10 protein-coding genes are annotated in these 17,466 nt (G+C 64.5%); 7 read left to right on the top strand and 3 right to left on the bottom strand.

Annotation, left to right across the window (positions count from 1 at the left end; genetic code table 11):
- The first annotated feature begins 71 nt into the window (after window positions 1-71).
- Window positions 72-1,586, top strand: a complete 1,515-nt coding sequence (locus Y88_RS05880; RefSeq protein ID WP_008067150.1) for a tryptophan halogenase family protein — start codon at window positions 72-74, stop codon at window positions 1,584-1,586.
- Here Y88_RS05880 and Y88_RS05875 read toward each other — a convergent pair.
- Window positions 1,573-3,096, bottom strand: coding sequence for a tryptophan halogenase family protein (locus Y88_RS05875; protein ID WP_008067148.1), 1,524 nt, complete (start codon window positions 3,094-3,096; stop codon window positions 1,573-1,575). The genes Y88_RS05880 and Y88_RS05875 overlap by 14 nt on opposite strands.
- A gap of 115 nt (window positions 3,097-3,211) precedes the next feature.
- A complete protein-coding gene (locus Y88_RS05870; protein WP_018075739.1) occupies window positions 3,212-6,118 on the bottom strand; it encodes a TonB-dependent receptor in 2,907 nt (968 codons plus the stop codon).
- A 267-nt stretch (window positions 6,119-6,385) separates the two neighbouring features.
- Between Y88_RS05870 and Y88_RS05865 the strand changes: the two genes are divergently transcribed.
- From Y88_RS05865 to Y88_RS05835, 6 genes are all read left to right on the top strand, one after another.
- Complete coding sequence (locus Y88_RS05865) at window positions 6,386-7,405, top strand: LacI family DNA-binding transcriptional regulator (RefSeq protein WP_008067146.1); 1,020 nt, start codon at window positions 6,386-6,388, stop codon at window positions 7,403-7,405.
- A gap of 126 nt (window positions 7,406-7,531) precedes the next feature.
- Window positions 7,532-9,010, top strand: coding sequence for an MFS transporter (locus tag Y88_RS05860; RefSeq protein ID WP_008067145.1), 1,479 nt, complete (start codon window positions 7,532-7,534; stop codon window positions 9,008-9,010).
- A gap of 84 nt (window positions 9,011-9,094) precedes the next feature.
- A complete protein-coding gene (locus tag Y88_RS05855) occupies window positions 9,095-11,224 on the top strand; it encodes a phosphocholine-specific phospholipase C (protein ID WP_008067144.1) in 2,130 nt (709 codons plus the stop codon).
- 271 nt (window positions 11,225-11,495) lie between these two features.
- A complete protein-coding gene (locus Y88_RS05845; protein WP_008067143.1) occupies window positions 11,496-13,847 on the top strand; it encodes a GH92 family glycosyl hydrolase in 2,352 nt (783 codons plus the stop codon).
- 23 nt (window positions 13,848-13,870) lie between these two features.
- Window positions 13,871-15,370, top strand: a complete 1,500-nt coding sequence (locus Y88_RS05840; RefSeq protein ID WP_018075737.1) for a glycoside hydrolase family 125 protein — start codon at window positions 13,871-13,873, stop codon at window positions 15,368-15,370.
- A gap of 5 nt (window positions 15,371-15,375) precedes the next feature.
- On the top strand, window positions 15,376-16,989 hold the full coding sequence (locus Y88_RS05835; RefSeq protein WP_232280931.1) for a carboxylesterase/lipase family protein: 1,614 nt from the start codon (window positions 15,376-15,378) through the stop codon (window positions 16,987-16,989).
- 9 nt (window positions 16,990-16,998) lie between these two features.
- Here the strand turns inward: Y88_RS05835 and Y88_RS05830 are convergent, their stop codons facing one another.
- Window positions 16,999-17,445, bottom strand: coding sequence for an allene oxide cyclase family protein (locus Y88_RS05830; RefSeq protein ID WP_008067140.1), 447 nt, complete (start codon window positions 17,443-17,445; stop codon window positions 16,999-17,001).
- Between the last annotated feature and the right edge of the window lie 21 nt (window positions 17,446-17,466).

The following is a 17,466-nucleotide window of genomic DNA, read 5'->3' as shown; positions in this document are numbered from 1 at the left end:
CGGTCGAAGGATGGTAGGGCGCCCTGGCTCCGGTTGTCAGGGTTCAAGCGCGCGATTAGCCTCGGTGCATCATGGAACGCCATCCCCACATGCTTCGCGCCATTGCCGTCATCGGCGGCGGTTCTGCCGGTTCGATGACTGCGGCGGCTTTGGCCGAAGCGGTCGGTCGCACCATTCCGATCACCGTCGTTGAATCCGATGCCATCGGGACAGTCGGTGTGGGGGAAGCGACCATTCCCCCGATCCGTTCGTTCAATGCGCGGCTGGGCATTGCCGAGGCCGATTTCCTGCGCGCCACGCGCGGCAGTTTCAAGCTGGGGATCGAGTTCGTCGGCTGGGGCACGCCGGAAAGCCGCTATTTCCATCCCTTCGGCACGCATGGGGCCGATTTCGATCGGGTTCCGCTCCATCACTGGTGGCTGCGCGAGCGGCTGGCCGGGGACATGCGGCCGTTCGACGACTATGCGATGTGCTGGGCTCTCGCACGCGAGAACCGTTTCGGGCCGCCGGTTCCCGATCCGCGCATGGTCCATTCGACGCACGACTATGCCTATCATTTCGATGCGGGTCTCTATGCCCGGTTTCTGCGCGACTATGCGCAGGCGCGCGGCGTGACCCGGATCGAGGGGAAGATCGTCAGCGCGGGGCGCGATGGTGAGAGCGGATTGCTGACCCATGTGGACTTGTCCGACGGGCGGCGGGTGGAGGCCGATTTCTTCGTCGATTGTTCCGGTTTTCGAGGGATTCTGATCGAAGAAGTACTGGGCGCGGGGTACGAGGACTGGACCCATTGGCTGTCCTGCGATCGGGCTGTTGCCATGCCGTCGGCCAATGCCGGGCCGATCACGCCCTATACCCGTTCGACCGCGCATCGTGCCGGATGGCAATGGCGCATTCCGTTGCAGCATCGGCAGGGCAACGGCCACGTCTATTGCTCGGCGCATCTGGACGATGACGAGGCCGTCGCGGTCCTGCGCGACAATCTCGAAAGCGAACCGCTCGGCGATCCGCGTTTCCTGCGTTTTACCACCGGTCGCCGCCGCCGGGCCTGGGTCGGCAATTGCGTCAGTATCGGGCTGTCGTCGGGGTTTCTCGAACCGCTGGAATCAACCAGTCTTCACTTGATCCAGATGGGGATCGAACGGCTGCTGCGGATCTTGCCCGATCGGCGTCACGATCCGCTGGGCCCCGAAGAGTTCAACCGGGCGACGGCTGCCGAGTTCGAGCGTATCCGCGATTTCATCATCCTGCACTATCATGCCAATTCCAGGCCCGAGCCTTTTTGGCGCGCTTGTGCCGCAATGGCGATCCCCGACGAGCTTGCCTACAAGATCCGCCATTTCATGGGCGCGGCGCGTCTGGTCTCTCCCCATGACGAACTGTTCCGCAATGCAAGCTGGCTGGCGGTCTATTTCGGGCAGGGCATGATCCCGGATGTCTACGACCACCTTGCCGATGCGCGGAGCCACGTCGACGGGGCGGGGCATTTGCGCAACTTGCGCGACATGATGCGCCGGGCGGCTGCGACGTTCCCATCCCACGACAGCGTGCTCGCGCGTTTCGCGCCCGACGTCACGATGGCATGACGGAAGGGGCAGCCTGTCTCGTCGGAGACGGAGCGGGGCAGTGGCGGGCAAGGAACTGGGCGTGGTCGGAAAGAGTGCTTGCCTGCTTTGCTGTGACCTGACGCAGCAGCGTCAGCAGTTCGACCACTTCGGCGGGGGAATGCCCATCGGCGAGAGGGTGCCAGCCTTCAGGCATGATCCCCTGACCGATCAGGACCTGAAGCCAGCCGACTTCGGCGAAAAGCTCTTCGTTCTGTCGCGTGATGCGGCCGTTGGCGCGAAACAGCGCGAGTTTTGCCGCAAGCGTTTCTGGGACCGCCATCGTTGCGCAGGTGCGCCAGAAAGGCTCGGGCCGGGAATTGGCATGATAGTGCAGGATGATGAAATCGCGCACCCGTTCCCATTCGAACACGGTCTCGGCGTTATAGGCGGCGACGTCGGCGGCGCGGATCGGCCCGTTGGGCAGGTATCGGATCACGCGTTCGATGGCTGATTGCACCAGATGGATGCTGGTTGATTCCAGCGGTTCCATAAACCCGGCGGCAAGACCCAAGGCGACGACATTGCGGTTCCAGAACGCCTTGCGCCGTCCGGTCGAAAAGCGCAGCGTGCGCGGCTCGCCGAGCGGTTCGCCGTCGAGATTGGCAAGCAGGACCGCGAGCGCTTCCTCGTCGCTGGTATGGGCCGAGCAATAGACGTGGCCGTTGCCGATGCGATGCTGCAACGGGATGCGCCATTGCCATCCCGCACGATGCGCGGTCGAACGGGTATAGGGGGCAAGGCTGGGAGCGGGCGCACAAGGGATCGCAATCGCCCGGTCGCAGGGCAGCCAATGCGTCCAGTCCTCGTATCCGGTTTCGAGCGCCTGTTCGATCAGAATCCCACGAAAACCGGAACAGTCGAGGAAAAGGTCGGCGGCGATGGCCCGGCCGTCGGAAAGGACGACATCGCGCACTTCTCCGCTTTCGCCGTCGCGGCGGACCTCTACGATGCGTCCTTCGTGGCGGGTGACGCCGCGGGCTTCTGCCCATCCGCGCAAGAACCGGGCGTAAAGCGCGGCATCGAAATGAAAGGCATAGGGAAGGTCAATGCCGTCGGTCTTGGCAAAGCGGTTGCTCCATGCAGCCTGCGCATTGAGTGAATAGGCGTCGAGCGGTTGTCTTTGTCCAAGTTGGCGCCCGCGCAGCCAGTAATGGTGGAACGGCACTGTTCCGGTCGGGCGTCCGACGGACCCGAAAGCGTGGATATACCGGCTTGCCGCCGTGCCCCAGCCGACGAATTCAATCCCCAGTTTGTAGGTCGCCTGGCTTGCCCGCATGAAGGCATATTCGTCGATGCCGAGCGCAGCATTGAGCAGGCGGATCTGCGGAATGGTCGCTTCGCCCACGCCGACGATCCCGATTTCCTCGGATTCGACAAGAGCGATGGAAAACCGCCCCTTTGGCAGAAACCGGGTCAGTGCCGACGCGGCGATCCATCCGGCAGTGCCGCCGCCGACGATGGCAATTCGGGTGGGGGGCGCATCGGTCATCGAGGACCACCATAACAAGGGGGCACGGGCGGACAAGCTGTCGCCCGTGGCCGGAGGTTTGCGTATTCGGGTTTTATGCGGACCTGCGATGAAAGAAGCTCACCGCAGGTTGGTATTACCAGAACTTGACCGTCATCCCCGCGAGATAGGTCGCGCCGTACTGGTCGCGGATGTTCACTTCGTTGGGGTCGTTGTTCACATAGGAAATCGTCTTCGCGTTGGTCAGGTTGTGCCCCTGAACATAGAGCGAGACACCCTTGAGCGGACCCGACTTGAAGTCATAGCCGATCTGCGCGTCGAGCGTGGATTGCGCCTTGGTAAGGTTGGCGGTCACCTGCGCGTTGAAGAGCTGGTAATCGCCGAGATAGTCGCCGCGATGGGTGTACGAGGCGCGGGCGTTGAAGCCGTACTTTTCGAAATAGATCTGCGCCTGGAACACGTCCTTCGACAGCCCGGGCAAGGTGATGACATTGCCGTTCGAGAAGTGGATGTGGCTCGACGTGCGGGCATAGTTGGCGATCACGCCGAACCCGTCGAGCGCGGGGGTCAGCACTGCCAGCGGCACGACTGCGCTCACTTCGAAGCCCAGGACCGATCCTTTGCCATCGTTGATCGGCGCCGATGCCCAGCCATTGGTCGTGTAGGCCGAGTCCGTCAGTTGCCCCGGATTGGTGACGAGCGCGGTATAGGCCGAAAAGTCATAGGCGAACGTGGTCGTTGACGCAGGTCCGCCGTTGTTGACGTTGCCGGTGTTCAGGATCTGGTTCTGCGTCGCGAAATTCGAGATGTGCTTGTAATATCCGGCCAGCGCGATCTTGCCCTGATCGTGGGCGAAGTACTTTTCGACGGCAAGGTCGACGTTGTCCGAGAAGTAGGGGCGGATATAGGGATTGCCGCCCGTCCCCTGAAGGATCGGGGTCTTGCCGTTGATCTGCGGCACGGTGGTACAGCCGTTGGTGCCGCAATAGCTGACCGAGAACGAGGCGTTTTCGTTGTCGAGCTTTGACCGGGCCAGCGTCCGGCTGGCGGCAAAGCGGATGAACGTGCTGCGCGCGACTTCGAAGCTGGTGTTGAGGCTGGGCAGGAAATAGGTGTAGCGCGCCCTGCCATAGGTCGGAACCACCGTGGTCGCATTGGTGGCAACGCCGCCGGTCGAGCTCTGGTTGGTATACACGATCTGCGCGCCGATATTGCCGCGAATGCGCACGTCCCCGGCATTGCCGTCGAAATTGAGCTGGGCATAGCCGGTGAGCAGCCGTTCGCGAACGGTCCAGTCGCGTGCGACATTGCTCGCTTCGGATTGGGGCGCGGTGCGCAGGAGGTTTTGCGCGGCCAGCGGATTGATCGCGATGATGCTCGTCCCCGTCACACCATAGGGCGTCACCGACCCGTTGATGATCGAACTGGGGATGGCAACACTGCTGGGACCGCCGTTGAGCGCGGGCCAGCTGCCGCATCCGGCGACCGTCGAGGTTCCCGCCGCGCCGGGCAGGCAGACGAAGTAGCCGTAATAGCTCGAGACCTTGTTCTCGTCGCTGTAATTGACGCCCACTTCCCAGCGGCGGAAAAAGCCGGTGCCGATGTCGCCGTCGAGTTCGGCGCGCAGGTTCTTGACCGTGTCGGAAAGGTTGGGAACATTGTTGAACCCGACCTGGCCCCAGCCTTGCGGATCGGTCAGTGAGACCTGGTTGGGATCGGCGTAATTGGCCCCGGCGATGTTGACGCCATAAGTGCCGTCCTGTTGGCGGGTGATCGTCGCGGTCGCCGGGTTGGTGTTGTTGAGGAACGAGGTTCCCGCATAGATTTCGTACGTGTTGTCGTGGCGGGTGGCGTGCGACACGCTGGCATCGAGCACCAGCTTGAGCGAACTCGACAAGGCGATCTTGGTGTTGAGGCCCAGAGCGTAAGTCTTGGCATCCGACGTGTTGTAGTCATTGCGCAGCACCGGATTGACCAGCCACTGTTCGGACGCGACATAGCCGTTCTGCGCAGTTTCGGTTCCCGCGATAGGCGTGTCGTGACTCCAGCTAGCCAGCGGCAATTCCCAACCGCGCGAATATTCGCGGGTCTTGGATTGGGTATAGAGCCCGTCGAGCGACATCTCGAAGCCGTCGTTCGGGCGGAAGACGACATGACCGAACCCGGACTGGCGATAGAGCGTGTTCGAATTGGCGTAGTTCTGGATGTCGTCGGGACCGATGTTGCCGAGCGAGTCCGGATTGGTCGGGCCGTAGTAGTTCCCGTTTCCGCCCCCGGTTGCCCAGTGGTAGTCCTGCGTCGGGTCCTTGATCGCCGAGGCGCCGAGCGAAACACCGATGGTGTCGTCGGCAAAGCGGTCGACATAGACGACCGTCGCCTTGTACCCCTTGTTGCTCGCTTCGGGATTGAGCGCGCCATATTGGCCGACGGCGCCCTGGATGTTCAGGCTGAACGTGCGCTTGGCTTTCAGCGGGTCATAGGTCTGGAGATTGACCGTCCCGGCAAGGCCCTGATTGAGGAGATCGGCCGATGGCGTCTTGATGACGTCGATTTCCTGGAACAGGTCGCCCGGATACTGGCCATAGTCGAAACGGCGGTTGTCATCGACGGTGGCGACGATGCGGCCGTTGAGCGTGGCGGTCGTGTAGTCGGGGCCGAACCCGCGGATCGAGATGTACTTGGCACGGCCTGAGGCCTGCTGCACGGCAAGACCGGGCAGGCGCGAGAGCGCGTCGCTGATCGAGACGTCGGGCAGCTTGCCGACGTCCTCGGCCGAAATCGCCTCGACCACCGACGTCGAGAGTTCCTTGATCCGGTTGGCATTGGTGATCGACCGGGCATAGCCGCTGATCACGATCTGGTTGGCAGTATCCTGCGGAGCGGCGCTTTTCGTGTCGGGCGCGTCGGCTGGCGGTGTTGTGGCCTGACCGGCGGTCTGCGCCATGGCAGGCGCGATGCCTGTGATCGCGACCACAGCTACACCGGCCTTCAGAAAATTGCGGAATCGCGCAGCCGAGCCGAAGCTCTCCAACCGCTTTGCCATCTCATCCTCCCTGCCTGTGCGCTTGGCGCATCTCGGCTTATGCAAATATCGGGAGCGATCACGATCGCGTCGATCGTGCATCCCCCGCTATCACAGTTCTGCCGTTCGCCGGGCGGGTTGGAAAGAAACCGGCATACGTATGTCAGTCTCATGCATGTCAGTGTCATGCATGCCCGATCATGCGGCGCCTCTTTTCTCGTCCTGAACGGCTTGCTATCCAACGCATAGAAACAAGAACACAACGGGGGGAGGGGATTGGTCGTCTCCATGAGTTTCAAGCCGACATCGTTCGATATTGCGCAGCGCGCGGGCGTGTCCCAGCCGACGGTGTCGCGCGCCCTGCGCGGACATCCCTCGGTCAGCGAGGCGACGCGGTTGCGGATCGAGGCGATTGCCGCGCAGCTCAACTATGCGGTCGATCGCAATGCTTCGCGCTTGCGTTCGCGCACGACCAATACGCTGGCGCTTCTGTTTTTCGAGGATCCGACGACGGACGGGACGCTGATCAATCCTTTCTTTCTCTCGATGCTTGGCTCGATCGCACGGACGTGTGCCCAGCACGGCTATGACCTCCTGACCTCGTTTCAACAGTCCTCGCGCAACTGGCACGTCGATTACGAATACAGCCGCAAGGCCGACGGCATCATGCTGCTCGGATACGGCGACTATGAAACCTATCGCGAGCGGCTGGATCAGCTCGAAAGCGAAGGCACCCATTACGTCCGCTGGGGGGCGGTCATGCCGGATCAGCAGGGCATGACGATCGGGTGCGACAACCGTCTCGGCGGCGAGCTTGCCGCGCGGCATCTGATCGCGGCGGGCTATCGCCGCATCGCCTTTCTGGGCGAAGCGTCGAGCCACGCGCCGGAGATCGAACACCGCTATCTCGGTGCCTGCGAAGCGATGCGGACGGCGGGGCTGGAGCCCGACCCGGATCTTGTGGTCAGCGCGGTCACGACCGATGCCGCCGGGTACCAGGCCGCGCGCGAATTGCTGGCAAAGGGTAAGCCTTTCGACGCGGTCTTTGCCTCGTGCGATCTTGTCGCGATCGGCGCCATGCGTGCCTTCGAGGAAGCGGGCGTTTCGATTCCGGGTGACATCGGGATCGTCGGTTTCGACGACATCCCGCTCGCCTCGTTCACGCACCCCCCGCTGACCACCGTGGCGCAGGACCATGCGCAGGCCGGGGCCGCGCTGGTCGAAGCTCTCATTGCCAATATTCGCGGGGGGCAGCCCGGGCTCGACATGCTGCCGCCCCGGCTGGTCGTTCGTCAGTCGACGCGCTGATAAACCCGCGCCCGTTCCGGGGCACGGTATTCGTATGCAATCGGGTTGTGACGACGCGGTCGGCATGCCAGCCTTTCGCGCTCCGGCCGCAGATCCGGGGCAAGACGAACAGTGGGAGAGCATCGAATGGAAAAGCCGCGCCGGTCGTTTCTCGGCCTGTGCCGGATCAGCGTCGGCTTCTTTGGAATACAGGTCGGTTTCGCGCTTCAGAATGCGAACATGAGCCGGGTGTTCCAGTCGCTCGGCAGCGGAGTGGATGATCTTTCCGCGCTCTGGGTGGCAGCTCCCCTGACCGGATTGCTGGTACAGCCGGTAATCGGGCACATGTCGGACCGCACATGGCTCGGCCGGTTCGGGCGACGGCGGCCCTATTTCCTTGCCGGGGCCTTGCTGGCCGCGCTGGCGCTCGTCGCGATGCCCGCTGCGACAAGCCTGCTTCCCGCCGCGCTCCTGTTGTGGATGCTTGATGCCAGCATCAATGTCGCGATGGAGCCGTTTCGCGCCTTTGTCGGCGACAGCCTGCGCCGGGATCAGCATGCGGCCGGGTATGCGGTACAGACGGCCTTCATCGGCGCAGGGGCGGTCGCGGGTTCGATCTTCCCTTATGTCCTTGCCCATTTCGGGGTGTCCAACGTCGCTGCGACAGGGGCGATCCCCGATACCGTGCGGATCAGTTTCCATGTCGGGGCGGCAGCACTCGTGCTCGCGGTTCTGGCAACGGTTGTCGGCACCCGCGAATATTCCCCGGCGGAAATGGCTGCCTTCGGAGAAGCCGAAGTCCCCGTCGCTGCGCCCGATCTCGCCGCGCGCGGCTGGCGCGCCTCGCTTGGCTGGCTGGTTGGGGGCGGGGCGGTCATGGCCGCCGTTCCGGTCCTTCATTTCCAGAAGGAAGTTTACCTGCTCGGTGCCTTGCTCGCCGGATATGGCGTGCTTTCGGGGCTTGCCGTGGCGCTGGCCCGGAGCGGACGAGGGGGCGGAATGCTGGCCTCGATCGTCGGTGATTTTTCCGGGATGCCGCCGCTGATGAAGCGGCTTGCCGTGGTCCAGTTCTTCAGCTGGTCGGCCATGTTCATCATGTGGATCTATACGACCCCGGTCGTTGCCCAGCGGTTTTTCGGCGCGACCGATCCGGCAAGTGCTGCCTATCAGGACGGCAGCAACTGGGTCGGCGTGCTCTTCACCTGCTACAACGGCTTTGCCGCACTCTTTTCGTTGTTCCTGTTGCCGCGCCTTGCTGCGGCGTTTGGTCCGGCGCGGACCCATGCGCTGTGCCTGCTGGCCGGAGCGGTGGGGTTTGCGGGCTTTCTCGTCCTGCGCGATCCGCGCGCGCTGATCCTTGGCGAAGTCGGCATCGGCATCGGCTGGGCGGGCATCCTTGCCATGCCTTACGCGATCCTCGCGTCCAGCCTGCCGCAAGCAAAACTCGGGGTCTTCATGGGGCTCTTCAACGTGTTCATCGTCGTCCCGCAATTGCTGGTGGCGACGGTCATGGGCTCGGTGCTCAAGACCTGCTTTCCGACCCAGCCGGTCTGGACCATGGCCTTTGCTGCGGGCTCGCTGCTGATCGCGGCGGGATTTGCGGCGCGGTCGCGGGGCGCTTTGTAAGGTCGGGCGGTTGACACGGGTTTGTCATCCCCGGCAGGCAGGGCTCCAAGAGCCCGTTCTGCCTGTCGGGGAAGGAACTTGCCCATGCTTGATCGCCGTTCGCTTTTGCGCCGCTCTCTCGAAGGGGCAGCGCTCGCGGCCATATCCCCGACACTGGCGCGGGCCGCTGCGATAGGTCCCGATCGTCGCACCGGCACTTTGGGCGACATTGCCCACATCGTCGTGCTGATGCAGGAAAATCGCAGCTTCGATCATTATTTCGGGACCATGGCGGGCGTGCGCGGGTTCGGCGATCGCTTTCCCATCCCGCTCGTGCCGGGGCCGGACGGCAAGCGACGCTCGGTCTGGGACCAGCGCGACGATGCCAGCGAGCACCCGCGCCTGATCCGCCCGTTCCGCATGGCGACGCGCGCGCATTTCGACCTCATGCGCGTGGCGGGAACCCCGCACAACTGGCCCGACGCGCAGGCCGCGTGGGACCATGGGCGCATGGGGCATTGGCCCGAGGCCAAGACCGAACGCGCGATGGCCTATTTCGGGGCCGAAGATCTGCCGTTCCAATATGCGATGGCCGATGCCTTTACCCTGTGCGACGCCTATCACTGTTCGATGCAGACGGGGACCAACTGCAACCGGCTGTTCCTGTGGACCGGCACCAATGATCCGATGGGCAAGGGCGGCGGGCCCGCGATCGAAAATCCCGACGACGACCTGACCAAGCCCGATACCGCCAGTTCGCCACGGTTTTTCTGGACGACCTATCCCGAACGGCTCGAACAGGCTGGGGTGAGCTGGGCCGTCTATCAGGACATGGCCGACTTTTTCAGCGACAATCCGCTGGCCAATTTCATTCAGTTCCGCGCGGCCTATCGCGGCGATCCCGGCGCACGTCCGGTGCTGCGGGACAAGGGGCTGTCGACCCGCGCGCTCGACGCCTTGCGCGCCGATGTCCTTGCCGACCGGCTGCCGCAGATCAGCTGGATCGTCGCCACCGCCGAAGGGTCCGAACATCCCGGGCCGTCGAGCCCGGCGCAAGGGGCGGCTTATACGGCCGAGGTCATTGCCGCGCTCACGGCTAATCCGGCCGTTTGGGCACGCACGGCCCTGATCGTCAATTTCGACGAGAACGACGGCTTTTTCGATCACGTCCCGCCACCCGCGCCGCCGTCGCCCGATGTCGATGCGCCGGGCGGATTTGCCGGGGACAGCACGATCGCGACGACCGGGGAATATCACCGCCTGCATGCGCCGGGGGCGATGAGCGATTTTCCGGGGCTGCGGGGGCGTCCCTATGGCCTCGGCCCGCGCGTGCCGATGTACGTCCTGTCGCCATGGACGCGCGGCGGTCGGGTCTTTTCCGAAGTTGCCGATCACACGTCGGTCCTGCGCCTGATGGAAGCGCGTTTCGGTGTGGCGGAAAGCAATATCACCGACTGGCGCCGGGCGATCTGCAGCGATCTGGTACCAGTGTTCGATTTTTCGGCGGGCGCGCGTCCTGCGGCGCGCGGCGCGCGCCTGACGCCCGCGCTCGAGGCGACCATGCGCGACGCGCCTGCGCGTCGGGCCGCGGCACAGGCCATCGCGAACCAGCCCGCGCCCTCTGCTCCTGAAGATCAGCCGCTGCCCCGGCAGGCACCAGGCATTCGGCCCGCCTGTCCGAGCCGCTATCATCTCGAAACGACCGGCGAGCTTGATCCGGCGCGCGGCGTGTTCCGCCTGCATCTTGCAGCCGGTGAGGGATTGGGCGCGGTGTTTCATGTCTACGATCGCCTGCGCCTGTCGGCGGTGCCGCGCCGCTATACGGTCGAAGCGGGCAAGGCGCTGGAAGGCGAATGGCTGCTGCAAGGAAAGGACCGCGCCTATGACCTCTGGGTGCTCGGTCCGGGCGGTTTCCACCGGGCCTTCGTCGGACGCGGCGGGCACGAACCGCAAGTGGCGTGGGAGATTGCGGGCGATCGCCTGCGCGTAAGCGTGGGGGCAGGACACGGCGGTCTTGCGGTTCGCCCCGGTGCCTATGCGGCGCAGCATGGCGAATGGACGGTTCCCGCCGATGGCGGCACGCACGAGTGGCTGCTCGCGCCCACGCATGGGTGGCATGATCTCGTCCTGCGCGGTCCCGAAGGCTGGGAACGCCGGATCGCGGGCTGCGTTGCGGGGGCCTGGCCCGCGATCAGCGATCCTGCGCTCGGCGTTGTTCCGCCGATAGGCATCTGATCGCCCGGTCCGGCATTTTCGTTGGGGGCCGATCTATAAAACTTTCTCCCCCGGTCGTTCTGGATTGCGGGCTCCACCGGCCCATGCTGACACCGAAGACCGGGCGCTTTGCGGTGCCCGGTCTTTTCGTTTTTATCGTGTACCTTGTGCCACTTGCAGGCGAGGGGCGAGCATGGTCTATCTGGAGCGATAAACGGCACGGAAAGGTGTCGCGTGGTATGGCGGACCAATCCGTTATGCTGCGACAGAGGGTCTGCGAAAGGTTCTAGCGGTGACTACCCGTCGGCAATGGCTCAAATCGACTGCGGCTTTGGCCGGAGCGGGGCTGGGCGGGGCCCTGTTGCGGCACGAAGTGGTTCCTCATGGTGCTGTCGCCGATGTGATCGAGGCGACGAGCGCCGGGGACATGTCCGTCCTGATCGACCCGATGATCGGGACCGGCGGGCATGGACATACGACTCCGGCGGCAACGGTTCCTTTCGGCATGGTCCAGCTGGGACCGGACACCGACGACCGGCGTTGGGACGCCTGTTCGGGCTATCATCATGACGATACCACGCTGCTCGGTTTTTCGCACAATCACCTCAGCGGAACGGGCGTGGGCGATATGCTCGACGTGCTGGTCGTGCCGCGCACCGGCCCGGTCGTGCTGTCGCCGGGAACGCGGCAAAAGCCCGAGGGCAGCTATCGCCAGGCATTCGACCATGCCGACGAGATAGCCGAGCCGGGCTATTACGCGGTTCGCCTCAAAGACAGCGGGATCGAGGTCGAGCTGACCGCGACGGCACGTGCGGGGATGCACCGCTATCGCTTTCCCGCCGCCGGGCATCTGCTGATCGATTTCGATCACGCCATGCAATTGCCCCATCATCATCACACCCGCGTCGAAGGCATGTTGCAGCAATTGGCTCCCGATCTACTGGTCGGCAGCCGACGGGTTCACCAGTGGGCGAACGGGCGTGAGATCCATTTCGCCATGCGCCTGTCGGTGCCTGCTGCGGAAATGCAGTTCTTTGCCCATGATGCTCCGGCAGCGGCAGGGGCCACCGGCCTTGTCGGCGGCGGGCTCAAAGTTGCAATCATGTTGCCCGATGCGGCATCCGCACCGGTCATGGTCAAGGTGGGGATGTCGGGCGTCGATCTTGCCGGGGCGATGGCCAATCTCGACGCGGAAATGCCCGACTGGGATTTCGAACGCATTCGCCGGGCCGCACGTACGGCGTGGCGCGAACGGCTCGACAGCGTGCGCTTTGTCGGCGGCTCCCCTGCGGAACGGCGGATCATGGCGACCGCGCTCTATCATGCGGCGGCCGCGCCCAATCTCTTCGCCGATGCGGACGGGCGCTATCGCGGCATGGATCGCGCCGTCCACACTTTGGCCAAGGGGGAAGGCAACTGGAGCGCCTATTCGCTCTGGGACACCTATCGCGCGTTCCATCCCCTGCTGACGCTGATAGACCCCGACAAGAATGCGGCCTTTGCCCGCAATCTGGCGCGGATGACACTGGAAAGCCCCTCGGGGCCGCCGGTCTGGCCTTTGCAGGGGATCGAGACCCATTGCATGATCGGCTGGCATTCGGTCGTGGTCATCGCCGAGGCCTTGACCAAGGGCGCGCCGGGGATCGACCTCGCCACGCTCTGGCCACGCCTGCGCCGTCTTGCTTTCGAGGAAAAGGGCAACGGGCTCGAACCCTATCGGCGGCTCGGGTATGTCCCGGCCGATATGGTCAGCGAAGCGGCCAGCAAGACGATCGAATATTCCTATGACGACTGGGCGATGTCGAAGATCGCCGAAGCGGCGGGCGCGACGCAGGATGCCTATGCGCTGCGGCGTCGCTCGCTCAGCTGGCGGTCGATTTTCGACATCGATACCAAGTTCGTGCGCCCCCGCTTTTCCGACGGGAACTGGCCGGGGCCGTTCGATCCGCGCGCGGTCGATCACGACGGCGGGTACTGGCGCGATTTCACCGAATGCAACGCCTGGCAGGCGACGTTCCTGGCTCAGCATGACATCCACGGGCTGATGGACCTCATGGGCGGGGATGCCGCGCTCGAAGCCAAGCTCGACGCGCTGTTTTCGGCCGACAGTCGCCTTGCCCCGGGAACCCCGCCCGATGTCGCGGGGCTGGTCGGGCAATATGCGCACGGCAACGAACCGAGCCATCACATCGCTTATCTCTATGCCTGGTGCGGCGCGCCGTGGAAAACGCAGGCGCGCGTGCGCAGCCTGATGGCGACGATGTACCGCGATCAGCCTGACGGTCTTGCCGGAAACGAGGACTGCGGCCAGATGAGCGCGTGGTTCGTGCTGAGCGCGTTCGGGATCTATCCGGTCGATCCGGTCAGCGGGATCTGGATTTTCGGGTCACCCCTGTTCGAACGGGTCGAATTGACCGTTGCAGGCGGGCGGCTGGTGATTGAAGCTCCCGGCGTCAGTGCCGAGGCCGTCTATGTCCAGAATGTCTTCTGGAATGGAAAGGCTTGGGACAAGAGCTGGATTCCCCACGCCGAACTGGTACGCGGGGGGCATCTGGTTTTCGAAATGGGGACGACACCCAATCGCGAATTCGGTCGGGCGCCAGAGGCACGCCCGCCACTCGCTCTGGAAGCCGGAGCAGCGTGACGCGGGTCGACGAGATGATGGACATGGACTACGCATTTTCCGACTTTTCCGCACCCGAACCGCGCAGCCGCCGCCGGGTCTTGCGCGAACTGGCGGGACTGGGCGCCGTCGCGGTTGCCTTGGGCGAAGGGACGGGCATCCTTCCCGAAGGCACGCCGCAGGCGATGGCGGCCGATTTCGTCTCGCGCCGCCCGCCAGTGTCGGCCCGCCGTTTCGTCAGCCCGGCGGTCGAGGCGGAGATCGCCCGCGTCAGCGCGATGATCGGTGACCCCGAACTGGCGTGGCTTTTCGCCAATTGCTATCCCAACACGCTCGATACCACGGTCGAGATCGCGATGCGCGGGGGAAAGCCGGACACGTTCGTCATCACCGGCGACATTCCGGCGATGTGGTTGCGCGATTCCTCGGCACAAGTCTGGGGCTATCTCCATCTCGCGCGCGACGATGCAGCGTTGCAGCGGCTCTATCGGGGGCTGATCGCGCGCCATGCGCAGTGCATTCTCATCGATCCTTATGCCAATGCCTTTGGCCGCGACCCCGGTGCGACGCGCACGCCATTGTGGTGGGCTCTGTCCGACCAGACGCAGATGCGCCCGGGCGTTGCCGAACGGAAATGGGAAGTGGACTCGCTGTGCCACGTGGTGCGGCTTGCCTATGGCTATTGGCGCGCGACCGGCGACAGCGCGCCTTTCGATGCGCAATGGCATCAGGCCGCACGGCTGATCGTCTTTACTTTGCGTACCGAACAGCGGCGCGACGGGACCAGCCCCTATCGTTTTCAGCGATCGACTCCCAGTCCGACCGACAGCCTGCCGATGGGCGGGATGGGATCGCCTACGCGCAAGGTCGGGCTGATCCATTCGATGTTCCGTCCGTCGGACGATGCCTGCGTCTTTCCCTTCCTGATCCCCTCCAATCTCTTTGCGGTACAGGCCTTGCGCTGGCTTGCGGAAATCGCGGCCACGGTCCTTCATGACGGGGCGCTTGCCCACGATGCGGTCGCGCTTGCCGATGAAGTCGCCGCGGCGGTTCAGGCATGGGGGCGGATCGGCGACGGCGCAAACGCCATCTGGGCCTATGAAGTCGACGGGTTCGGCAACACGCTGTTCATGGACGATGCCAATGCGCCCAGTCTCGCCTCGCTCGCCTATCTCGGCTGCGTGGCAAGGGACGATCCCATGTTTCGCCGGACGGAGGCGCGGTGCTGGAGCACGGCCAATCCCTATTACTTCGAACGGGGCGGCAACAGCGGGATCGGTGGGCCGCATGTCGGCATGAACATGATCTGGCCGATGTCGCTTGCCGTGCGCGCGCAATCGAGCGACGATCCGCGCATTGTCGCCAATTGCCTTGCCCAACTCAAGGCAACCCATGCCGGGACCGGGTTCATGCACGAGGCATTCGAAGCGGGGAACCCCGCTCATTTCACCCGCATCTGGTTTGCCTGGGCTAATGGCCTGTTCGGGGAAATGATGATCGACCTTGCCGCCCGGATGCCGGACCTGCTCGGCGCGGGGCGATGAGCGCGATGGACAGGGTGTCCCGCCGCACGGCACTCGGATTGCTTGCCGCGGGGTTTTCCATACCGGGATGGGCCGCATCGGAGGCGGGCCGCGAGGCTGTCGTCGAAACCCCGTTCGGGCGTCTTGCGGGGCAGGACCGGGGTGGCGTGCGGGCGTTCCTTGGCATTCCCTATGCTCCGCCGCCGGTCGGGGGCGGGCGTTTTGCTTCGCCCGGAAAGCCTCCGCGCTGGACCGGAACCCGCCGGGCGCAGGTCTGTGGCGCGCCTTGCCTTCAGGTCAACACCGACTTTCCCGCATGGGTCGATCCTCTCGCGGGATCGGAAGATTGCCTCTATCTCAATGTCTGGACACCGGCGGAACCGGGCGAGCGGCCCTTGCCGGTCATGGTCTGGGTCCATGGCGGCTGGTTCCTGTCGGGATCGGGCGGCTTGCCGCTTTATGACGGCGCGCGGCTTGCCGCGACCGAACGCGTCGTGGTGGTGACGGTCAACCATCGGCTGGGCCCGCTCGGTTATCTCTGGCTCGGAGATCTCGATCCGCGCTTTGCCGAGGCGGCCAATCCGGGACAGCAGGATCTGGTGGCTGCGCTCCGCTGGGTTCGCGAGGGGATCGGGGCGTTCGGCGGTGATCGGGCCAACGTGACCGTGTTCGGGGAATCGGGAGGCGGGTTCAAGACCGGCACCTTGATGGCCATGCCCTCGGCGCGGGGGCTTTTTCACAAGGCGATCCTGCAATCGGGTTCGCTGACCCGGGTGCAGGATCGCGACCAGGCAAGCGAAGTCGCCCGCACGGTCATGGCGCGGATGGGGATCGAGGCCAATCGCCCCGAACGCCTGCGCGAAGTCCCCGTCTCGGCACTGGTGGCTGCCGACTGGCCCTTGCTCGCCCATGCGCGGGGTGGACCGTTCTTTCAGCCGGTCGCCGACGGCACGGTCGTGACGGCTTTCGACTGGAGCAAGGCTCCGCCCGCTGGGGCCGCCGGACTGCCCATGCTGATCGGCACCAATCGCGACGAGGCTGCGGCCTTTGCCGGGATGCTTGCGCCTCCGGTCGATGACGCAGGGATTGCCACCATGCTGGACGATGCGGCGCCGGGCAGGGGCTTTGCCGATCCCGGCGCGGGTCTTGCCCTGGTGAAGGCGGTCGCGGCGGCGCGTCCGGGTCTTTCACCGCAGGCGCTGTTGTTCGAGACGGCGACGCTGGCAGGATTTCGGCATAGTGCGATGGTCATGACGCAAAGCGCGGCCCGTGCGGCGCCGGGGAACGTCTTTTCCTATCGCTTCGACTGGAAAACGCCCTGCTTTGGCGGAGCCTGGGCCTTGCACGGTGGGGAAATCCCCTTCGTCTTCGGCAATCTTGCCTATGGCGCGGCGTGGGATGGAAAGGACAATGATGCCTTGCGCCGCGCGGCCGATCCCGTGGGAGACGCTGATCGTCTTGCGCGGGCGATGATGGGCGCGTGGGGTGCATTTGCGCGGACCGGGCGTCCCGATCCCGCTTGGCCCGCCTATTCGGATGAGAGCCGGATGGTCATGCTCTTCGATCGGACGATCCGCGCAAGTTCGGACCCGGATGGCGACTTGCGGCGGATCGTTGCCGATTATGATATCAGGCTTTGAACGTCCCGATTACCAGACGCGATAATGGAAATCATAGCCGCTGGCCTTGGCGTCGCGGGGGTGGATTTTCACTTCGCCGTGGACGGCCGCATAGAGCCCGGTGCCGCCGGTCACTGCGAGCGTGCTGTCCGCGCCGTCATAGACCGGTCCATCGACGCTGATCTGTCCCTTTTCGAGGAACAGGGTCCAGTGGCATTCCATTGTCTTGCCGACGACGAGACGGACGCAATAGCCCTGATCGTGGCCCAGTTTGACCTGATTGGCAGCGTCGTAGATCGGATTGGTAAACGTGGCGAGGTCGCCGACATTGTCCGCCGCGCTGCCGCCATGGAGGCTGACCACATCGGTTTCAGCGCGTTCGACAAGGTCGATTTTCATTTCGACCGGGCTTGCCGCATGGGCCGGAGCCGCAACGGCAAGGGCAAGAGCGGGAGAGAGGATCAGGGCACGAAGCATCGTTGGCCTCCTTTTTGGGAC

Origin of the sequence: Novosphingobium nitrogenifigens DSM 19370 (assembly GCF_000192575.1) — a bacterium.
GTDB lineage: Bacteria > Pseudomonadota > Alphaproteobacteria > Sphingomonadales > Sphingomonadaceae > Novosphingobium > Novosphingobium nitrogenifigens.
Note: the sequence above shows the minus strand (reverse complement) of the source record. Positions and strands in the feature narration are given on the sequence as shown.